The 19421-nt window shown below is 72.1% G+C and carries 14 protein-coding genes and 1 tRNA gene; 9 read left to right on the top strand and 6 right to left on the bottom strand.

Features of this window, described 5'->3' with window-relative positions; all coding sequences use genetic code 11:
- Positions 1-102 precede the first annotated feature (102 nt).
- Together ACWDSL_RS42375 and ACWDSL_RS42370 are read right to left on the bottom strand one after the other, a co-directional pair.
- Positions 103-2682, bottom strand: a complete 2580-nt coding sequence (locus ACWDSL_RS42375; protein WP_450493641.1) for an ABC transporter permease — start codon at positions 2680-2682, stop codon at positions 103-105.
- The gene (locus tag ACWDSL_RS42370; RefSeq protein ID WP_450493639.1) at positions 2679-3467 is read right to left on the bottom strand and encodes an ABC transporter ATP-binding protein; all 789 of its coding nucleotides are present in this window, start codon (positions 3465-3467) and stop codon (positions 2679-2681) included. Before ACWDSL_RS42370 ends, ACWDSL_RS42375 begins: the two co-directional genes overlap by 4 nt.
- A gap of 445 nt (positions 3468-3912) precedes the next feature.
- Between ACWDSL_RS42370 and ACWDSL_RS42365 the strand changes: the two genes are divergently transcribed.
- Positions 3913-5577 carry an MFS transporter gene (locus ACWDSL_RS42365; RefSeq protein WP_450493629.1) on the top strand — a complete coding sequence of 555 codons (1665 nt, stop codon included), beginning with the start codon at positions 3913-3915 and terminating at the stop codon, positions 5575-5577.
- A 219-nt stretch (positions 5578-5796) separates the two neighbouring features.
- On the opposite strand, the gene ACWDSL_RS42360 is transcribed toward ACWDSL_RS42365, so the two are convergent.
- The 3 genes from ACWDSL_RS42360 to ACWDSL_RS42350 all read right to left on the bottom strand — a co-directional run bounded on the left by ACWDSL_RS42360 (position 5797) and on the right by ACWDSL_RS42350 (position 11278).
- Complete coding sequence (locus ACWDSL_RS42360) at positions 5797-6714, bottom strand: cellulose-binding protein (RefSeq protein ID WP_450493627.1); 918 nt, start codon at positions 6712-6714, stop codon at positions 5797-5799.
- A 254-nt stretch (positions 6715-6968) separates the two neighbouring features.
- A complete protein-coding gene (locus tag ACWDSL_RS42355) occupies positions 6969-10298 on the bottom strand; it encodes an SUKH-4 family immunity protein (RefSeq protein WP_450493625.1) in 3330 nt (1109 codons plus the stop codon).
- A 5-nt stretch (positions 10299-10303) separates the two neighbouring features.
- A complete protein-coding gene (locus ACWDSL_RS42350) occupies positions 10304-11278 on the bottom strand; it encodes an SMI1/KNR4 family protein (protein WP_450493623.1) in 975 nt (324 codons plus the stop codon).
- A gap of 255 nt (positions 11279-11533) precedes the next feature.
- Between ACWDSL_RS42350 and ACWDSL_RS42345 the strand changes: the two genes are divergently transcribed.
- Complete coding sequence (locus ACWDSL_RS42345) at positions 11534-12112, top strand: YwqJ-related putative deaminase (protein ID WP_450493621.1); 579 nt, start codon at positions 11534-11536, stop codon at positions 12110-12112.
- Between the two features lie 29 nt (positions 12113-12141).
- Positions 12142-12621 carry an SUKH-3 domain-containing protein gene (locus tag ACWDSL_RS42340; protein WP_450493643.1) on the top strand — a complete coding sequence of 160 codons (480 nt, stop codon included), beginning with the start codon at positions 12142-12144 and terminating at the stop codon, positions 12619-12621.
- A 17-nt stretch (positions 12622-12638) separates the two neighbouring features.
- Here ACWDSL_RS42340 and ACWDSL_RS42335 read toward each other — a convergent pair whose 3' ends face one another.
- The gene (locus ACWDSL_RS42335) at positions 12639-14189 is read right to left on the bottom strand and encodes a sensor histidine kinase (RefSeq protein ID WP_450493619.1); all 1551 of its coding nucleotides are present in this window, start codon (positions 14187-14189) and stop codon (positions 12639-12641) included.
- Between the two features lie 168 nt (positions 14190-14357).
- Between ACWDSL_RS42335 and ACWDSL_RS42330 the strand changes: the two genes are divergently transcribed.
- From ACWDSL_RS42330 to ACWDSL_RS42305, 6 genes are all read left to right on the top strand, one after another.
- Positions 14358-14429: transfer RNA gene (locus ACWDSL_RS42330), tRNA-Gln, on the top strand.
- 111 nt (positions 14430-14540) lie between these two features.
- Complete coding sequence (gene glmU / locus ACWDSL_RS42325; RefSeq protein WP_450493617.1) at positions 14541-16016, top strand: bifunctional UDP-N-acetylglucosamine diphosphorylase/glucosamine-1-phosphate N-acetyltransferase GlmU; 1476 nt, start codon at positions 14541-14543, stop codon at positions 16014-16016.
- A 71-nt stretch (positions 16017-16087) separates the two neighbouring features.
- Positions 16088-17062 (top strand): ribose-phosphate diphosphokinase, encoded by a 975-nt coding sequence (locus ACWDSL_RS42320; protein ID WP_450493615.1) that lies wholly within the window; start codon positions 16088-16090, stop codon positions 17060-17062.
- A gap of 266 nt (positions 17063-17328) precedes the next feature.
- Positions 17329-17913 carry a 50S ribosomal protein L25/general stress protein Ctc gene (locus ACWDSL_RS42315; RefSeq protein ID WP_450493613.1) on the top strand — a complete coding sequence of 195 codons (585 nt, stop codon included), beginning with the start codon at positions 17329-17331 and terminating at the stop codon, positions 17911-17913.
- A 197-nt stretch (positions 17914-18110) separates the two neighbouring features.
- Positions 18111-18704, top strand: a complete 594-nt coding sequence (gene pth / locus ACWDSL_RS42310; protein WP_385619105.1) for an aminoacyl-tRNA hydrolase — start codon at positions 18111-18113, stop codon at positions 18702-18704.
- Positions 18705-18770: 66 nt separating this feature from the next.
- Positions 18771-19289: a hypothetical protein gene (locus tag ACWDSL_RS42305; RefSeq protein WP_450493611.1), complete on the top strand. Its 519-nt coding sequence runs from the start codon at positions 18771-18773 to the stop codon at positions 19287-19289.
- Positions 19290-19421: the final 132 nt, after the last annotated feature.

Below are 19421 nucleotides of genomic sequence, written 5' to 3'. Positions count from 1 at the left end.
CGCGCTCTCTTCGAGCGCGCCGGGCCGGGCTCCGCTGCCCCTCACCCCCACGAAGGGGCAGTGGCCTGGTGGTGGTTCAGCAGCTTCTTACGCAGTGGGGGCCTACTCCGTGGCTATGGCGTTCAGCACGTTCATCCGGCCCGCCCGGAAGGCCGGGAGCAGTGCGGCGATCAGGCCCACCACGGCCGAGCCGATGAAGACCGTGATGATCGTCGACCACGGGATCTCAAGGGTCTTCAGACCCTCGAGCGCCAGCAGCTTCTGCGCCGTCGCACCCCAGCTCATGCCGAGGCCGAGGCCCAGCAGAGCGCCGAACAGCGCGATCACGACCGACTCCAGGCGGATCATGCGGCGCAGCTGACGGCGCGACATGCCGATGGCGCGCATCAGGCCGATCTCCCGGGTCCGCTCGACGACCGACAGCGCCAGGGTGTTCACCACGCCGAGGACGGCGACGACGATCGCGAGCGCCAGCAGACCGTAGACCAGGTTGAGCAGCTGCCCGATCTGATCCTTCATCATCTTCTTGTAGTCGGTCTGGTCCCGGACCTTGACCGACGGGTATTCGTCCAGCTGGGCCTTGAGGGAGGCGTAGGCCGCCTTCTCCTGACCGTCCTTGGCGGCCGCGAGCATCATCGCGTTCACCGGCATCTCATCAGCCGGGATATAGCGCTCGGCGGTGGTGATGTTCAGATACTTGGCGCCCTTGTTGAGCGAGGTGTCGTCCGAGGTGATGGCGGCGACCTTGAGCTTGGCCGGGGTCTTGCCGCCCACGAAGGTGACGGTGAGGATGTCGCCCCTCTTCACCTTGTGGTCCTTGGCGAAGTCCTCGGACACCGACATGGCGTCCTTGCCGTAGGCGTCGGCGAGCGTGCCGTCGACGACGGGGGTGCGCAGATCGTCCGCGAACTTCGGGTCGGCGGCGACCAGGTCGTCGGTGCTGGTCTTGCCGTCGGGCGTGGTGATCTTGGTGTCGTTGAGGTACTTGACGTCGGTGACGTGGTCCAGGCCCTTCGCCGCGTGCACCGCCTTCACGACGTCCCCGGTGATCGGCTTGCCGCCGTCCGACTGGACGATGAAGTCCGCGCCGACCGACTTGTCGAGCTCATCGCTGGCCGAGGCGACCATCGAGGAGCCGACCACCGACAGGCAGGCGACCAGCGCGAGGCCGATCATCAGGGCGGCGCCGGTGGCGCCGGTACGCCGGGGGTTGCGCAGCGCGTTCCGCTCGGCCATGCGGCCGACCGGGCCGAAGATCCGCAGGATGACCGCGGCCAGCACCCGGACCACCAGGCCGGCCAGCAGCGGGCCGATGACGATGAAGCCGATCAGGGTCAGCAGCACGCCAAGGCCCAGGAGCATCGACCCATCGGTGGCCTTGTCCGCGTTCGCCGCGGCGACCAGGGCCGCCACGCCCGCCACCGTGAGCAGCAGGCCGATCGCGCCCCGGATCCGGCCGGACTTGGCGTCCGCCGGGGTGCCCGCGTCCCGCAGGGCCGCCATCGGGGAGATCTTCCCGGCGCGGCGGGCGGGGATGTACGCGGCGATCACGGTGACGACGATGCCGATGGTGAGGCCGATGACGGGCGTGGCGGGCTTGACCGTCAGCTGGTCGGTGCTGATGTTCAGGCCCTGGCTGCCCATGAACTTCATCAGCCCGACGGCGAGGCCGATACCGCCCAGAACCCCGAGCACCGAGCCGACGACGCCGAGCAGCAGCGCCTCGATCAGCACCGAGCGGTTGACCTGCTTACGGCTGGAGCCGATGGCCCGCATCAGGCCGATCTCGCGGGTGCGCTGGGCGACCAGCATCGAGAAGGTGTTGACGATGAGGAAGATGCCGACCAGCACGGCGATCCCGGCGAAGCCGAGCATCGCGTACTTCATGATGTCGAGGAACGAGCCGATGTCGTCCTTGCCCTCTTCGGCGGACTCGTCCTTCGTCTGCACCTTGTAGCCGTCGCCGATGGCCGCGACCACGTTCTTCTTCAGCTGGTCGTTGCTGACGCCGGTCTTGGCGGTCAGCGCGAAGCTGGTGTACGCGTCGGGGCGGCCGAGCAGCTTGCTCTGCGCGGTGGCGGTGTCCGTGTAGACGATGGTGGCGCCGGGGTTGGTCACCTTGAAGGTCGTCAGGCCGACGATCTTGGCGCGGAACTCGCCGGGCACGGCGATGAGCCGCAGCTCGTCACCGATCTTCAGGTGCTTGTTCTTGGCCGTGTCGGCGTCGAGCATCACCTCGGTGGGGCCGCGCGGCTCATGGCCGGAGGTGAGGTCGACCGCCAGCAGCTCGGTCGGGTCCCAGTTGGTGGCGACGGTCGGGGCGCCGGACTTCGGGCCGATGTCGTCGTTGTCCTTGTTGACGACGGTGACGGTCTCGGTGCTGATCTCACCGACCGCCGACTTGACGCCCTGGACCTTCTTCAGCTCGGCGAGCCGCGTCCCGGGCACCGTCTCGATCTTGCCGGTCTGGGGGCCGTTGTGGCTGCCGCCCTTCTCCTTGGACTTGACCGAGACATCGGAGCTGGTGCTCGCGAAGAGCTGGTCGAAGGTGGCGTTGGTGGTGTCGGTGAAGACGAGCGTGCCGCAGACGAAGGCCACCGACAGCAGGACGGCGATGGCCGACAGCGCCATGCGTCCCTTGTGCGCGAAGAAATTGCGCATCGAGGTCTTGAGGACGGTCATGACACCCGCCCGCGCGCGTCGAAGCTCTTCATCCGCTCCAGCACCAGCTCGGCGGTGGGGTTGTACATCTCGTCGACGATCCGGCCGTCGGCCAGATACAGCACCCGGTTGGCGTACGCGGCGGCGACCGGGTCATGGGTGACCATCACGATGGTCTGGCCCAGCTCGTCCACCGAGCGCCGCAGGAAGCCCAGCACCTCGGCGCCGGCCCGGGAGTCCAGGTTTCCGGTGGGCTCGTCACCGAAGATGATCTCGGGGCGGGCGGCGAGGGCACGCGCCACGGCGACGCGCTGCTGCTGACCGCCGGAGAGCTGGTTCGGCCGGTGCTTGAGCCGGTCGGCCAGACCCACCGTCTCCACCACCCGGTCCAGCCAGGCGCGGTCCGGCTTACGGCCCGCGATGTCCATGGGCAGCGTGATGTTCTCGATCGCGTTGAGCGTGGGGAGGAGGTTGAACGCCTGGAAGATAAAGCCGATCCGGTCGCGGCGCAGCTGGGTGAGCTTCTTGTCCTTGAGCCCCGTGATCTCCGTCTCGTCGATGAAGATCTGACCGGAGGTCACGGTGTCGAGACCGGCGACGCAGTGCATGAGGGTCGACTTGCCGGAGCCCGACGGGCCCATGATCGCGGTGAACTGCCCGCGGGCAATGTCGACGTCCACATGGTCCAGCGCGACCACACGGGTCTCGCCGGAGCCGTACGCCTTGACGACCTGGCGCGCACGGGCGGCAACAGCCGTATGTCCTCCACTGCCCCCGGTCTTGGGAATCGATACAGCGGTTGTCACGGTGACTCTCCTATGTCGTCTTCTGCTGTCGGTCTTGCCGCGTGTGCCGCGAGCCGGGGTTCTCCGCCCGCGTACCTCAAGGGTGATCCAGGCGTGGGGGGTGTCGCGATGGTGCCTGGCTCCGTATCGATGGGGGTGCTAGCCCTACCCTCTCGGTCAGGTCGGCCATACACACCCTAGAAGTGCCGCAGGTCGCCTTCCTCCTCCGCCGGTACGAACCCCGGGTAGGAGGAACGGGTGGACATCCCCTAGGGGTATGAGACCTCAGTCGTACCCCGTCTCGGGGTCCAGACTGCACCCTGACGTTACGGAAGGATCAAGTCCGCTGTTCCAGGGGGCGGACGCCCGCTTCCCTTCCCCCGATCCCGCATGGAATCGTGGGTATTACAACGGACTTGGCGACCGAGCCCCAGACCCGGCTCGACCGGCGGAAGGAGTGCGTACGGTGGGCGGCACCGCACGGAGGCGGACGGACGCGGACACCGGACCACCCACCCCCGAGACGGCCCTCTCACCCCCGATCCGCCGCCGCCCCGTCGCCGCCGCGCTGATGCTCGGCATGGCGCTCGCCGCGCTCGACTCCACCGTCATCTCCACCGCGATCCCCCAGATCGTGGGCGACCTCGGCGGTTTCTCCGTCTTCTCCTGGCTGTTCTCCGGCTATCTGCTCGCCGTCACGGTCAGCCTGCCGGTCTACGGCAAGATCTCCGACACCTTCGGCCGCAAGCCCGTCCTGCTCTTCGGGATCGTGCTCTTCCTGGTGGGCTCGCTGCTGTGCGCGGGCGCCTGGAACATGGGCTCCCTCATCGCCTTCCGCATCGTCCAGGGCCTCGGCGGCGGCGCGCTGCAGGGCACCGTACAGGTCATCGCCGCCGACCTCTACCCGCTCGAGGAGCGCCCCAAGATCCAGGCCAGGCTCTCCTCCGTATGGGCCCTGTCCGCCGTGGCGGGCCCGGTCATCGGCGGCCTGCTCGCCGGCTACACCGACTGGCGCTGGATCTTCCTGATCAACCTGCCGGTCGGCGCCGTGGCGCTGCTGCTGATCGTCCGCCATCTGCACGAGCCGAACCGGGACAGGGCACGTGGCGTCGGCGTGGACTGGGCCGGCGCACTCGCGATCTTCGCGACCGGCGGATTGCTGCTGACCGCCCTCGTACAGGGCGGAGTGGCCTGGTCCTGGCTGTCCGCACCCTCGCTCGCGCTGCTCGCGGGCAGCGCGGCATGCGCGGCCGCGACCGTGTTCATCGAGCGCCGCACCGCCGACCCGATCATTCCGGGCTGGGTCTGGCGCCGCCGTACGATCTCGGCCGTCAACCTCGCGCTCGGCGCGCTGGGCCTGCTGATGATCGCCCCCACCGTCTTCCTGCCCACCTACGGCCAGTCGGTCCTGGGGCTCGGCCCGATCGCGGCCGGATTCGTACTGTCGGCCATGACCCTCAGCTGGCCGATATCCGCCGCGCTGAGCAGCCGCGTCTACAACCGGATCGGCTTCCGGCGCTGTGCCATCACCGGGATCGCGTTCGCCGCACTGGTCCTGCTCGCCTTCCCGCTGCTCCCCTACCCCGGCGCGAACCCGGACGCGGCCTGGCAGCCCGCGCTGATCATGCTGGCGCTCGGCGCGGCCCTCGGCCTCTTCCAGCTACCGCTGATCATCTGGGTCCAGTCCTCCGTCCGCTGGGCCGAACGCGGCACCGCGACCGCCTCGATCCTCTTCTGCCGACTGGTCGGCCAGTGCGTGGGAGCGGCCGTCTTCGGCGCCGTCGCCAACGCCACCCTGGCCGCCCGCCTCGACGAGGCGCCCCCCGCCATCCGCACCGGTCTGCCCGACGACCTCGACGGGGTCTCCCGCGCCCTGGAGCACCCCGCCACACTCACCGACCAGGCCGCCGACTACCTGCGGCGCGCGGTCGACACCGCCGTCGACCACGTCTACGTCGGCTCGGCGGGCGCCGCCGTACTGGCCCTGCTGGCGCTGCTGTTCCTCGCCCCGCGCCGCACGGCCACCGGGCCTGACGGGAAGCTGGGCGCGGCGGGTGCGGCGGGTGCCGGAGGCACCGAAGGCCGGGACGGTACGGAAGGCGCCGGCGAGCAGGCGCAGACGGCGGGGTAGCGGGGTGGCCGGGCCGGGGTTGCGGACTCCCGGCCGGGGCGGGGTCGGTAGGGGCGCAGCCGGTCGGCGCGGAGCCGGGCCGAAACAAGCCGGTCCCCGGCCGGGGCAAGGCCTGCCGGCGCGAAGCTGGTCGAGCCGCAGCCGCAGCCGCTCCAAGCGCAGTCAGTCCGGCCGCAGCCAGTCGCTTCCACGCCCGGCCGCGCCGGCCCGGAAAGCCGACTACGCCTCCGGCCGCGGCGGGGGGCCCGCGTCCTCGGCGACCGGTCGGCCCGTCAGCGCGGCCAGGCTGCCCCGTACGTGCTCCAGATGCGACTTGAGCTCTTCGCGCCGCTCGACATGCTCGCGCAGCGTCCGCTCCGTCTCCCGCTCCAGGCGCTCCTCCCGCGCCCGCGCCTGCGCGATGATCTCCGCCGCCTGCGCCTGGGCATCCTCCTGCCGCAGCCGCGCCGCCTGTTCGGCCATCGCGTACTCCCGCTTGGACTCGGCGAGCTTCAGCTGCGCGCGCTCCTCCAGCCTGGCGACCCCGGCGGCCATCGCGGCCTCCCGCTCGACGATCTCCCGGCCCGCCGCCTCCCACCGCTCGCCGTGGTCCCGCTCCTGCTCGGCCAGGACGGCGGCGCTGCGCTGCCGCGTCTCCTTCAGCGCCGACAGGGCCTCGGCCCGCCACTCCTTGGCGTCCTGCCGCGAGGCGGCTCGCAGTTCGTCGACATCCGCCTGGGCCGACTCCAGTGTCGAGCGCGCGGAGGTCTCGGCGACGGCCCGGGTGCGCTCGGCCTCCTCGCGGGCGGCCTGCTCGACCGTACGGGCCGCGGCCCGCGCGGCGTCCCACAGCTCCTGCGCCGATGCCTCGGCGCGCGTCCGCAGGCTCGTGGCCTCCTCTTCGGACGCGAACAGGATCAGCCGGGCGCGGTCGCCCAGGGATTCATACGTTTGGGGGGCCAGCTGGGCGACCGCCTCGCGCAGCTGCTCCACCTCGGCGGCGAGTTCATTGCTGAGCACCGTGAGCCGCGCGGCGCGCTCCCACGCCGCGTCGCGCGCGTCGGACAACTCCGCCAGAGTGCGGTCGACTTGCTCGGGCCGGTAGCCGCGGCCCCGTCCGCCGATGGTGAAACCTTGACGTGACACCGATGCGCCCATCCTTGGAACCCCTTTTGTCCGGCATGCAACCGCTCCGGCGCACATCTTCATAGATCGCGGCTAATCGCACATAACGCGACACTCCGCCCATCTTCGTCGGCCGGGGATGTCATGCCCTCCCCTGACGTCGCTGCCGCCGTCGACACCGGATCCGGACAACACAACGACGAGGCGCCCGCCCCCGTCACGGGGGTCGGGCGCCTCGTCGTTGTGTTCTGCCGCTGTTCGCCTCAGATGTTCGCCTCAGAGCTCGCTCAGAGCAGACCGTCCCACATCTGCTCCAGCAGCACCGACCACCAGTTGTCCGGCGAGGACAGCGCCGCCGGGTCCAGGCAGGCCAGCTGCGCCTGGAAGTCGACCGTCCAGCGGCCGGCCTGCTCCGGCGTCAGCCCGTACCGCAGCCGCCACATCCGGCCCAGCAGGGCCAGACAGCGGGCGAAGTCCGGCAGCGAGGAGTTGACGAACTGCGGCGGTACGGGCGCACCACCGGGGCCCGCCTCCGCCGGCACCGCGACGATATGCGCCGTGCCGTACTGCACACACAGCTGACGGCCGAAGTCATTGCCCATGACCAGGTACGAACCCGCGTCCGACGCGGGCTGCACCCCGCGCTCGGCGGCCAGCTCGGCGAGCGTGGGCACCGGGCGGCCTTGCTGGGCCTGCGCCCAGAAGAACGGCCCGAAGTCCATCGGCAGCCCCGCCATGACCAGCGTCTGCGCGACCACGTCCGGCACGCCCATACGCGACACCGCGCGCTGGTCGAAACGGAAGATGCCCTGCGGCCCGAACGACTGGATCAGCTCCTGCGCAAGCACCTCCGGCGGCACCGGGGCCACCCGCTGCACCTGGCTGGGGTGCGGCAGCGGCACCCGGTTCGGGGCCGGGCGGGCCGGGCCGTCCGCCACCTGGTGCAACTCGCCCTGGTGCTCGATGAGATGGCGTACGCCCTGCTGGCGGGTCGCGTGGTCACGCCCGTACGCCGCCGTGTGGCTGATCCGCACCTGCGGCCAGGTTTCCTTGATCATGCGCGCGCAGTAGCCGCCGGGCAGATCGCAGGACTCCAGCTCGGTGTGGAGCTCGAGCACCTGGTGCGGCGGGACGTTCATCACGCGTAGCTCGTGCAGGATCTGCCACTCGGGATGCGGGGTGCCGGGCGCGGAACGGCGGATGAGCTGCTGCTCGGAGCCGTCCTGCGCGCGGTAGCGCAGCACCGCCATATAGCCGGGGCCGACGGTCGGCTGGCTGGGCGGCGGCGCGGGGTAGGCGTATCCGCCACCGGGCGGCGGCATACCGGGGCCGGGCATACCGGGTGGAGGCGTCCCCGTGCCGGGCATACCGGGCGGGGGCGTGCCGCCCGCGAGCATCGTCGCGGCGGCGTGCACCCCGCCGGGGCCGCTGGGGCCGCCGGGGTATCCGGGGCCGGGCGGCGGAGGCGGCGTCTGCGCACCACCGGGGCCGGGCACACCGGGCTGACCCGGGGCGCCAGGAGCGCCGGGGGGACCGGGCGGCTGCGGACCACCCGGGCCCGGCATACCCGGCACACCAGGCGCACCCGGACCACCGGCAAACATCGTCGCCGCCGCATGCACCCCACCCGGAGCACCAGGAACACCAGGCGGAGGCGTCGCACCCGGAGCCCCAGGCGGGCCGGGGAAGTTGCCGACCGGGCCCGGCGGAGGCGGCGTCTGGCCGCCCACGGCCCCGGGCACACCGGGAGCGCCGGGAGGACCGGGAGGACCGGGCGGACCGGGCGGACCGGGCGGACCGGGCGGCTGCGGACCCGACATACCGGGCTGACCCGGAACACCCGGAGCACCGGGGGGACCGGGCGGCTGTGGGCCACCCGGGCCCGGCATACCCGGGACGCCGGGCGCACCCGGACCACCGGCAAGCATCGTCGCCGCCGCATGTACCCCACCAGGAACACCAGGCGGAGGCGTCGCACCCGGCTGACCTGGAGCACCCGGTGCGCCCGGAGCCCCAGGCGCGCCCGGCGGAGGCGTCGCGCCCGCGCCCGGGATGCCCGGCGCCGGCGGCGGGGGCGGCGTCTGCGGACCGCCCAGGCCAACGCCCGGACCGCCAATGCTCTCGGGGTCGAGCGCCGAGACCAGTTGGGTCGGTACGTACCCTCCGGCCGGGGCGCCCGGAGCGCCGGGGCCGGACGGCGGCGGAGGCGGAGTGTGCGCACCAGGCGCCGAGCCCGCGCCGGGAGCGCCAGGCGCGCCGGGCGGCGGCGGGACCGACGGGCCGACGGGCGGCGCACCAGGCGGCACCGGAGGCGCGGCCGGGCCCGCGGTCGGCGCACCGGTGGGCGGCGGCATGCCCAGGGCCGGCGCGATGGCCGTGGGCGGCAGGGCGCTGCCCGCCGACAGCAACTCGGTCTTGGCGTCCGGCCGCACGCCCGGCGCCGGGGTGTCCTCGTCGTCGGAGCCCGCGAGCGGCGGGGCGAAGACCGTGACGGGCGGGGCGACCGAGCGGTCGTTGTCGTCGCTCCCGGAGTTGGTGTCGGCACCGGCCCACGGCGTACCGCCGGCCGGTGTCGCCGGGGGGACGGGGGCGGGGTCCGCGGGGCCCGGAGGCGCCGCGGGGGTGGCCCAGGGGCTCCCGGGCCCAGGCCCGGCGCCGTGCTGCCCGCCGCGTGACGCGTCGTCCGAGGGCTGCGCGCCCGCGTCCGGGGCGCCCGCCGGGGCGCCGGGCGCGAACGGACCGGAACCCGCCGCACCGGCGCCCGGCCAGTCGTCTTCCCTGCGCTCGGCCGAACCGTCGGCCGCGGACCCGGACGCCCCGGAACCGCCGCCATAGCCGCCGGACGCCGTGGCCGACACCGGCCAGTCGTCCACCGGTTCCGGCTCACGGCCGGCCGAACCGCCCACCGCGGACGCCCCGGCACCAGAACTCACCGCACCAGAACTCACCGCACCAGAACTCGCCGCGCCGGACCCCGGCCAGTCATCCGTACCCGATTCGCGGTCCGCGGGCCCGCCCGAAGCGCCCGCCCCCGAACCACCGCTGTACGAACCGGACGCGGCCGAGGACTGCGCCCCCGGCCAGTCGTCCACCGCTGCCGGCGGCTCGCCCGCAGCGGAACCGCCCGCCGAAGACGCAGCCGCGCCGGAGCCCGCTCCCGCACCCGTACCGGAGCCCGCCCCGGAAGCACCGCCGCCCCCGTCACCACCGCTGCCACCGCCCGACCGCTGGTCGGGGATGCCGCGCGCGTCCGCCGCCTCCTGCAGCCAGTCCGGCGGCGTCAGCAGGAAGGACGTCGCGTTCAAGTCGATGCGCTGCGGCCGCGCGCCCGTGCTCTCCTGGTCCCCGCCTGAGGCCCCGTACTGCTCCTCGTACCGGCGGATGACCTCACCCACCGGCAGCGCCGGCCACAAGGTCGTGTCCCCGCTGTCGCGGGCGATGACCAGCCGGGTGCCCTCGGAGGGCCCGTCCGAGACCGGTCCGTCGGCGCGGTCCTCGGCCCAGGCCACAAAGCCCAGGTCGAACTCCCGCACCCGCACCTCGCGCTGCTGATACGCGGGCACATCGCCGTTGATCCACAGCTCCGCGCGCTCCTGCGCCTGTGCGAAGGTCACCATCGCGCTCACCCCTCCACCGGGACGGCGTACGCGAAGCCGCCCTCCACCATCAGGTTGGCCACGGTCTCCAACTCCGGCGGGTTGCCCGCGAGGCGCAGCAGGAACGCGTCGAAGTCGTTCCCGCACGGCAGCATCAGCTCGACCCGGTCCTGCACCGTCCAGCCGTCGTGGTCCCGCGCGTCGTCGTACGCGCAGAACCACACCGAGCCGATCACGTCACCCTTCACCTTCACCGCGATCACCCCGCCCTGTACGAAGCCCACCCCGAGGAAGTCCTTGGTGAAGTGGTCGCGCAGGCATTTGTTCACATACACCAGGTCATTGACCGCGGCCTCGTCGCGCACCGTGAAGAACGGCTGGTCGACGAGGAGGCCGAGCTCCGGGTCCAGCGCCGCGCCGACGGGTGCGCAGCCGCCCGCCGCCTTGAGGAAGGCCCGGTACGCGCCGGGCAGCCGGTAGCCCAGATCCTCCTCGACGCCGAGCACCTGTTCCTCGGTGACCGAAATGCCGCGCTTGGGCAGTCCGAAGTGCACCGGCCGGGTCTCCTGCAGCGGCCGGGTGCCGCGCTTGCCCTGGTCGACGGCGGCCGTCGCGAGCCCGCCGTGGTGCCGCAGCAGCGCCTTCACCTCCACCGGGATCAGCTCCAGGCGGCGGGTGCCGACGACGTGGTGCCAGGTCCAGCCGTGCGGGGTGGCCACGCTCGACGAGCCGTCCCACAGGTCGTGGCCGACGGCGTGCAGCGCGGCGTTGGCGGAGACGAAGTCCGTCAGCCGCAACTCGTCGACGCCGAACCCCTCGGGCGGCTCGGCTATTTCGGCGGCCGCGCGCGCATAGGGCGTAAAGTCCGGATGGCCGTTTTCGTCCACCCGGACGCCCTTGGGGTGCCGGGCGGCCCTCACCGGGTCCGGGAAGTGCACGACCTGCCCGGCGTAGGCCGTGTTCGGTGGCGCGGCATGCTGCCCGAGCCGACCTGTCGTCATGGCGGATGCCCCCTGCTGCTGCTGGCTGGTACGGACAGACTATGCGGTACCGCGACCCCGGACCCCGGCGCGCCCGACCGCGCGCGACCGACCCCCGACGCCGGGCACCCTGCCGACCTGCCGCCCGGCCCGCACCGGCCACCCCCGGACTTTCGCACCACGCGCCACATTTGGCAGGCTGATCTTCGCAACCGGGGGATTGCGCGGGGATTGCGCGCGGATTGCGCAGGGAGGGAACGGGAGGGAACGCAGGAGATGCACACCACGCCAAGCGGGCGCGACAGCGCCGCGCCCGGCCAGAGCAACGGCGCCGCGCCCGGCCAGAGCGACCCACGGCTCAGCTGGAGCGACACCGACGGCGCGGCCGGACCGCCGCCGCTCGTCCACCGCCGCGACGGCATCCTGCCGACCGTCGCCGCCGCGCTCTCCGTCCGCGGCGACACCCTCACCAGCACCGCGAGCAAAGGCGACCAGCCGCCCCCGCTGCACCCCCTGGTCCAGGACTTCCTGGACACCCTCACCAGCGCCCAGCGCGAGCGGTTCACCGGCCGCTGCCCCGAGGCGATCCTGCTCTCCCGCCATCTGACCAGCGTCGAGGCCAACCGCTCCAAGCGCGCCGCCCGTAAGCCGCTCACCCACGGCGAGGCCCGCCGGGCCTTCAAACACGCCAAGATCACCACCCGCCGGATCCGTGAGGCCGGCGACCCCCGGCACGGCAGCTACGCCCCGCCCTGCCGCTCCTGCGTACCGCTGCTGGCCCACTTCGGCGTACGGACCGTCGGACACACAAACGGGCCCGAGGCCGAAGCCGCGGCCGGCCCGGTCAGGGGCTGACCTTGGACACCTCCAGACGGGTACGCAGCATGGACACCACCCGCTTCTCCGTCCCCGTCGACGCCGCGCTGCGCGAGGCGGGCTGGCAGCCGGGGCGCCGGGACATCCACCAGGCCGAATACTGGGCGGACACCCTGCGCGCCCACACCTCCCCCGCCGGACATATGCACGCCGTCTTCCCGGCGGCCGTCGAGGCGTGGGCGGAGTTCGGCGGGCTGCATGTCATCCCGCCGGGCACCGGCCGGCATATCGCCCCGACTCCCTTTCATATCGACCCGCTGCACGGTCTGCATCTGGCCCGCACGCTGGGAGACCTGGGGCGGGCGCTGGACACGGCGCTCAGCCCGCTGGGCGAGGAGGCGGGCGGACAGGCGCTGTTGACGATCGACGCGGAGGGGCGGGTGTACAGCCTGGACCACACCGGGGACTGGTACCTGGGCGCGGACATCGACGCGGCGCTGACGGCGCTGGTGATGGGGGTCCAGCCGCAGCGGCTGCCGCGCGGCTAGCGACTCTGGGGAATCACCTACTCTTTCGAGCCAATTTCGAGCAGGGACGAATCGGCCGCGGCGGCGGTGCGGTCGGCAGCCGTACGGTCTGCGCCGGCGCTGTCGGCGGCGGCGCTGTCGGCGGCGGCGCTGTCCGTGGCCGTACGGTCCGGAATGACCGCCGAGACCCGGAAGCCGCCCGACTCCGTGGCCCCCGACACAAAACCGCCCCCGAGCGTCGTCACCCGCTCCTTCATCCCCAGCAGGCCATTGCCGCCACTCGGCAGCCCCGCATCCGCCGCGCCCCGCTCCGAGGGCCCGTTCTCCACCAGCACCGCGACCTCCGACGGCCGACGGGCGAGCCGGACCCGCGCCTTCGCGCCCGGCGCATGCTTATGGACGTTGGTCAGGGCCTCCTGCACCACGCGGTACGCGGTCTGCTCCACCCGGGGCGCATAGCCGCGCTCCTCCCCCTCCACCGACAGCTCCACGACCATCCCGGCCGCCCGCGACTGCCCGACCAGCGTCTCCAGCTCCGCCAGCCGCGGCCCGCCCACGATGTCCGCCGCCCCGGCCGACCCCGCGGCCCCGGCCGTACGAGCACCGCCCGTACCCTCCGCACCGCCCGCACCCGCGGCCCCGGCGGCCTCCGCCGCGGCCGACGCGGCCGCGGCCACCGCCGCCAGCGGCGCCGGCTCACCGTCCCCGCGCCCGCCGGCCGGGGCCGGGGCCCGCTGGCCGACGTCCTCGGAACGCAGCACGCCCAGCATCTGCCGCAGCTCGGTCAGCGCCTGCCGGCCCATGTCGCCGACCAGCGCCGCGTTCTTCGCGGCCTTCTCCGGATCCTTGAGGGCAACCGCCTGCAGCGCCGCCGCGTGCACCACCATCAGGCTCACCCGGTGCGCCACCACGTCATGCATCTCCCGCGCGATACGGGTGCGCTCCTCGTTACGGGCCCACTCGGCCCGCTCCTCCGCCCGGTCCGCCAGCAGCGACAGCTCGCGCTCCAGACCGTCCGCCCGCTCCCGCAGGCTCTCCACGAGCCGGCGCCTGGCCCTGACGTACAGCCCGAGCAGGATGGGCGGCGCGGTGAGACCCAGCGACATCACCACCGCGAACAGCGGAACCATCCACACGGTGGGTTCCGCGGGCCCCCTGCCGTGGTGCATGTCCTCCTGGAACCGGATGGTCGAGATGATCAGCGTGCCCACGCCCGACATCCCGGCCAGCACGGCCGTGATCCGGCGCGGCACCTCCGAGGCGGCCAGGGTGTAGAGGCCCACGATGCTGAGCATCAGCCCCATCTCCGCCGGGGTGACCGCGATCGATATGAGCACCACGGCGATCGCCCAGCGCCGCCGCAGCAGCAGCGTCGCGCCGACGACCAGCCCCATCGCCACCCCGACGGCGACCGGGATACGCGCGTCATGGGCGAAGGCGACGCCCTCCGCGGCACACTCGACCGCCGACATGACCGCGAGGGCGATGTCCAGCACCATGCTCCGCCGCCGCGGCCACCACCACGGCCCAGCGGGCGCGCCTCGCGCACCCGCTGTCTCGACGTCCCCCATTTCCCCCGTCGCAGTCATACCGACCAGACTACGGCCGGGTGCGTGAGGTTCACCCCGGGACACGGCCGGGCGAACCGCCAGAACCCGGCCCGGGCCCTACCGTCGCGTCGAGGGGGCTTGGTACGGCATAGTGGTGGGGGCCAAGTCGACAACCTCCACCAGTTGTCCGATTTGACCATTTTGCTATCCCCTGTGGTGTAATCGGCAGCACAGCAGCCTTTGGAGCTGTTTGTCAAGGTTCGAGTCCTTGCAGGGGAGCTCCCGTTCGAGTCCTGACCGTCCACGTCAGGACCCACCCTCGTTCCCGCCCCGAAACCTCTCGGTATCCTGCGGTTGTCCACACCCGAGCCGAGCCCGAAGGGCACATCCGTGAGCGCCAACCGCCCGGCAGCCGTCGTCGTCCTCGCAGCGGGTGAGGGCACCCGCATGAAGTCGACGACCCCCAAGGTCCTGCATGCGATCTGCGGCCGGTCCCTCGTCGGGCATGTCGTCGCTGCCTCCCGCGAGCTGTCCCCCGAGAACCTGGTGGTCGTCGTCGGCCACGCCCGTGAGCAGGTCACCGCGCATCTCGCCGAGATCGACGCCGACGTACGCACCGCCGTACAGCACGAACAGAACGGGACGGGGCACGCCGTCCGGATGGGGCTTGAGCAGCTCACCGACAGCGCCGAGAGCGCCGACAGCGGGGTCGCCCTGGACGGCACCGTGGTCGTCGTCTGCGGGGACACCCCCCTGCTGACCGGCGAGACCCTGGGCCGTCTCGCCGAGACCCACGCCTCCGAGGGCAACGCCGTCACCGTGCTGACCGCCGAGGTCCCCGACGCGACCGGCTACGGCCGGATCGTGCGCGACGAGGCGAGCGGCGCGGTCACCGCGATCGTGGAGCACAAGGACGCGACCGACGCCCAGCGCGGGATCCGCGAGATCAACTCCGGGGTCTTCGCCTTCGACGCCCAGTTGCTGATCGACGCGCTGGGCAAGGTACGGACCGACAACAGCCAGGGTGAGGAATACCTCACCGATGTGCTGGGCATCCTGCGCGAGGCCGGGCACCACGTCGGCGCCTGTGTGGCGGGCGACCACCGCGAGATCGTCGGGATCAACAACCGGGTGCAGCTGGCCGAGGCGCGCCGGCTGCTCAACGACCGGCTGCTGACCCGGGCCATGCTCGACGGGGTGACCGTCGTCGACCCGGCCACGACCTGGGTGGACGCGACCGTCACCTTCGAGCCGGACGCCGTGGTGCACCCCGGCACCCAGCTGCTGGGCGCCACCCACCTCGCGGCGCACGCCGAGGTCGGCCCGAACTCCCGGCTCACCGACACCACCGTCGGCGAGGGCGCGACCGCGAGCTTCACCGTCGCCGACGGCGCGGAGATCGGCGCGGGCGCGAGCGTCGGCCCGTACGCGTATCTGCGCCCCGGCACCCGGCTCGGTGCCAAGGCCAAGGCGGGCACGTACGTGGAGATGAAGAACGCCCGGATCGGCGAGGGCACCAAGGTGCCACACCTCTCCTACGTAGGCGACGCGACCATCGGCGAGTACACCAACATCGGTGCCGCCAGCGTGTTCGTGAACTACGACGGCGTCAACAAGCACCACACCACCATCGGCAGCCACTGCCGCACCGGAGCGGACAACATGCTTGTGGCTCCGGTCACGATCGGGGACGGCGCCTACACCGCCGCCGGCTCGGTCATCACCAAGGATGTGCCCCCGGGCTCGCTCGCTGTCGCACGCGGCCAGCAGCGGAACATCGAGGGTTGGGTCGCCCGCAAGCGCCCCGGAAGCGCCGCCGCGAGGGCCGCCGAATCGGCTCGCCAGGAGGGCGAGGGCGAGGGATGACCCGTGCACGGGTGCGCCGTGCGGGGCGTACCGTGATAAGCGCATCAAAGTGACATCCAAGGAGACTTGCTGTGACCGGGATCAAGACGACCGGCGAGAAGAAGCTGATGCTCTTCTCCGGCCGCGCCCACCCCGAGCTGGCCGAGGAGGTCGCCCACGCGCTGGGCGTCAGCTTGGTCCCGACCAAGGCATTCGACTTCGCGAACGGCGAGATCTACGTCCGTTTCCAGGAGTCCGCGCGGGGCGCCGACTGCTTTTTGATCCAGAGCCACACGGCTCCGATCAATAAATGGATCATGGAGCAGCTGATCATGGTCGATGCGCTGAAGCGGGCCTCCGCGCGCTCGATCACCGTGATCGTGCCCTTCTACGGCTATGCCCGCCAGGACAAGAAGCACCGCGGCCGCGAGCCCATCTCGGCCCGGCTGATCGCCGACATGCTCAAGACGGCGGGCGCCGACCGGATCCTCACGGTGGATCTGCACACCGACCAGATCCAGGGCTTCTTCGACGGCCCGGTCGACCACCTCTTCGCGCTGCCGATCCTCGCGGACTACGTGGGCGCCAAGGTCGACCGTGCCAAGCTGACCGTGGTCTCCCCGGACGCGGGCCGGGTGCGCGTCGCCGACCGCTGGTGCGACCGGCTCGGCGCCCCGCTGGCGATCGTGCACAAGCGCCGCGACCCGGACGTGGCCAACCAGGTGACCGTCCACGAGGTCGTGGGTGATGTGCGGGGCCGGGTGTGTGTCCTGGTCGACGACATGATCGACACCGGTGGCACCATCTGCGCCGCGGCGGACGCGCTGTTCGCCAATGGCGCGGAGGACGTGATCGTGACGGCCACCCACGGTGTGCTGTCCGGACCGGCCACGGACCGGCTGAAGAACTCGAAGGTGAGCGAGTTCGTCTTCACCAACACCCTGCCCACCCCGAACGAGGTCGAGCTCGACAAGATCACCGTGCTGTCGATGGCGCCGACCATCGCCCGCGCGGTCCAGGAGGTCTTCGAGGACGGCTCGGTGACCAGCCTCTTCGAGGAGCAGTGATGGCCACCGGCGACTTAGGAACAGGGACCCGCCGACCGATCTGAGGCCACCCCACCAGGGGTGGCCTCAGCCATGTGCCGAGGCATGCACCCCAGGACGGTAGAATTGCCGGGTTGCTCGGCGAGGGAAGCTGTGTGCGGTGACGTACGCGGCTCGTCCGTTATCGACGCGCTCTTCGTAGAGATGGTCTGTCGTGGGCCGGGTGACGGCCGTCAGATCCGCTTTCAGCGGCGTACAGACATACAGCGACTACGAGGAGTGCAGCCATGGCTGAGGTCAAGATTTCCGCCAAGTCCCGTACCGAGTTCGGCAAGGGCGCCGCCCGCCGTGCCCGCCGCGAGGGCCTGGTCCCGGGTGTGGTGTACGGCCACGGCACCGAGCCGGTCCACGTCAACCTGCCGGGCCACACCCTGATGCTCGCGCTCAAGACCGCGAACGTGCTGCTCAGCCTTGATGTCGACGGCAAGAAGGAGCTCGTCATCCCCAAGGCGATCCAGCGCGACGCCATCAAGGGCTTCATCAAGCACGTCGACCTGCTCCTGGTGAAGCGCGGCGAGAAGGTCACCGTCGAGGTGCGGGTCAACACCGAGGGCGAGCTGGCCCCCGGCGGCAACCTGCTGGAGCACCTGCTGAACGCGCTGCCGGTGGAGACCGAGGCCACCCACATCCCGGAGTCGGTCACCGTCTCCATCGCGGGCCTGGACGCCGGTCACTCCATCCTGGCCAAGGACATCACCCTGCCGGCCGGCACCACCCTGGCCGTAGAGGAAGACACCGTCGTGCTGCAGGTCGTCGGCGCCCAGGCCGAGGCCCCGGCCGGCGAGGGTGAGGCCGAGGGCGAAGAGGCGTAACCAACGCCGAGCGGGCATTGACGCCTCAGCCCGAGGCGTCGATGCCCCACCCGAGGCGTTGACGCCTCCACCCGATGCGTCGACGTCCCCGCTGCCCGTTCCGGCCGCTGTCCCGCCCCGTCCCCTCGTCCTGAGGCCGGGCCCGGGCGGCGGCCGGTCCTTCATCACTCCCCCCCGGCGCTCGAGGAGACACCCAGATGACGACGGACGAAGCGAGCCCCTGGCTCGTCGTGGGCCTCGGCAACCCCGGGCCCGAGTACGCGGCCAACCGCCACAACGTCGGCTTCATGGTGGCCGATCTGCTGGCCGACCGTATGGGCGGCCGGTTCAAGGCGCACAAGTCCCGCGCGCAGGTCGTCGAGGGGCGCGTCGGTGCGCCGGGCCCGGCGAGCCGCCGGGTGATCGTCGCCAAGCCGATGTCGTTCATGAACCTCTCGGGCGGCCCCACCACCGCGCTGCGCGACTTCTACAAGGTGCCGGTCGGGCATGTCATCGCGATCCACGACGAACTGGACATCGACTACGGCGCGCTGCGGCTGAAGCTCGGCGGGGGTGACAATGGCCACAACGGCCTGAAGTCGATTACCAAGTCGCTGAGCCCCGACTACTTCCGCGTCCGCTTCGGGATCGGCCGGCCGCCCGGCCGGATGGATGTCGCGGCCTTCGTGCTCAAGGACTTTTCCGCCGCTGAGCGCAAGGAGTTGGACTATTTCGTGGACCGCGCCGCGGACGCCGTGGAGACGCTGATCGTCGACGGTCTGGAGCGCGCGCAGTCCACGTACAACTCCTGATCCCCGCCCGGGTGACCCTCCGCCGACGGTTGACCCGCGGGCTGGGATGTCGGGAGGATCGCGGCCATGTCTTCCTCCGGCACGATCAAACGCAGCCGTTCGCGGCGGGCGGGCGAGAACGCGTACGGGCTGCTGCTGCTCACGAAAATCGTAGTGATGGCGCTCCTCGCGCTGTTCGTCATCGTCGCGGGGGTGTGGTACTCATGGGCGACCGCCAAGCCGGCGATGTTCAACAAGGGCCTTGAACGCGGCACGATCACCGTCGCCACCTGCGACGACGACTGGTGCACCGGCGCCTTCACGCCCGCCGACGGCTCCGGCCACGCCCGTGCGAAGGTGCGGATCGACAAGGCGGTCACCGACGGCAAGGGCGACCACCTGCTGGTGGCTCTCAAGCCCGGCTCGGACGAAGCCGTACGGACCGGCATGACCGGAATCCTGCACGCCTGGGTCCCCTTCGCGGGCTCCCTCCTGCTGGCCGCCCTCATGGTCGCGGGCGGCCTCCGCCTGCGCCGCACGGCCTGGGCCATGGGCCTCACCGGCGCGGCCCTCCTGGCCGCGTCCTTCGCCACGCTGGCCTTCTGAGCCCCCAGGCCTCCGTGCCCGGGGCCGACGGCCGGTGCGGCACCGGCTGCCGCGCCGGGCCGCCCGGAGCGGTACGGCGGGTCGGCCGCAGCGGCGAAGCCTGCTGCGGGGGCGGCCGGGGGGGGGGGGGGG

This window comes from Streptomyces sp. NPDC000941 (assembly GCF_053599555.1).
Note: the sequence above shows the minus strand (reverse complement) of the source record. Positions and strands in the feature narration are given on the sequence as shown.

Bases quoted from the DNA above. Each gene is read 5' to 3' on its own strand.
- ACWDSL_RS42355 (WP_450493625.1), bottom strand. From the start codon at position 10,298: ATGGTGACCTTCGCACAGGCGCAGGAGCGCGCGGAGCTGTGGATCAAC.
- ACWDSL_RS42340 (WP_450493643.1), top strand. From the start codon at position 12,142: ATGGACACCACCCGCTTCTCCGTCCCCGTCGACGCCGCGCTGCGCGAG.
- ACWDSL_RS42360 (WP_450493627.1), bottom strand. From the start codon at position 6,714: ATGGGCGCATCGGTGTCACGTCAAGGTTTCACCATCGGCGGACGGGGC.
- ACWDSL_RS42305 (WP_450493611.1), top strand. From the start codon at position 18,771: ATGTCTTCCTCCGGCACGATCAAACGCAGCCGTTCGCGGCGGGCGGGC.
- ACWDSL_RS42375 (WP_450493641.1), bottom strand. From the start codon at position 2,682: ATGACCGTCCTCAAGACCTCGATGCGCAATTTCTTCGCGCACAAGGGA.
- ACWDSL_RS42350 (WP_450493623.1), bottom strand. From the start codon at position 11,278: ATGACGACAGGTCGGCTCGGGCAGCATGCCGCGCCACCGAACACGGCC.
- ACWDSL_RS42345 (WP_450493621.1), top strand. From the start codon at position 11,534: ATGCACACCACGCCAAGCGGGCGCGACAGCGCCGCGCCCGGCCAGAGC.
- ACWDSL_RS42335 (WP_450493619.1), bottom strand. From the start codon at position 14,189: ATGACTGCGACGGGGGAAATGGGGGACGTCGAGACAGCGGGTGCGCGA.
- ACWDSL_RS42315 (WP_450493613.1), top strand. From the start codon at position 17,329: ATGGCTGAGGTCAAGATTTCCGCCAAGTCCCGTACCGAGTTCGGCAAG.
- pth (WP_385619105.1), top strand. From the start codon at position 18,111: ATGACGACGGACGAAGCGAGCCCCTGGCTCGTCGTGGGCCTCGGCAAC.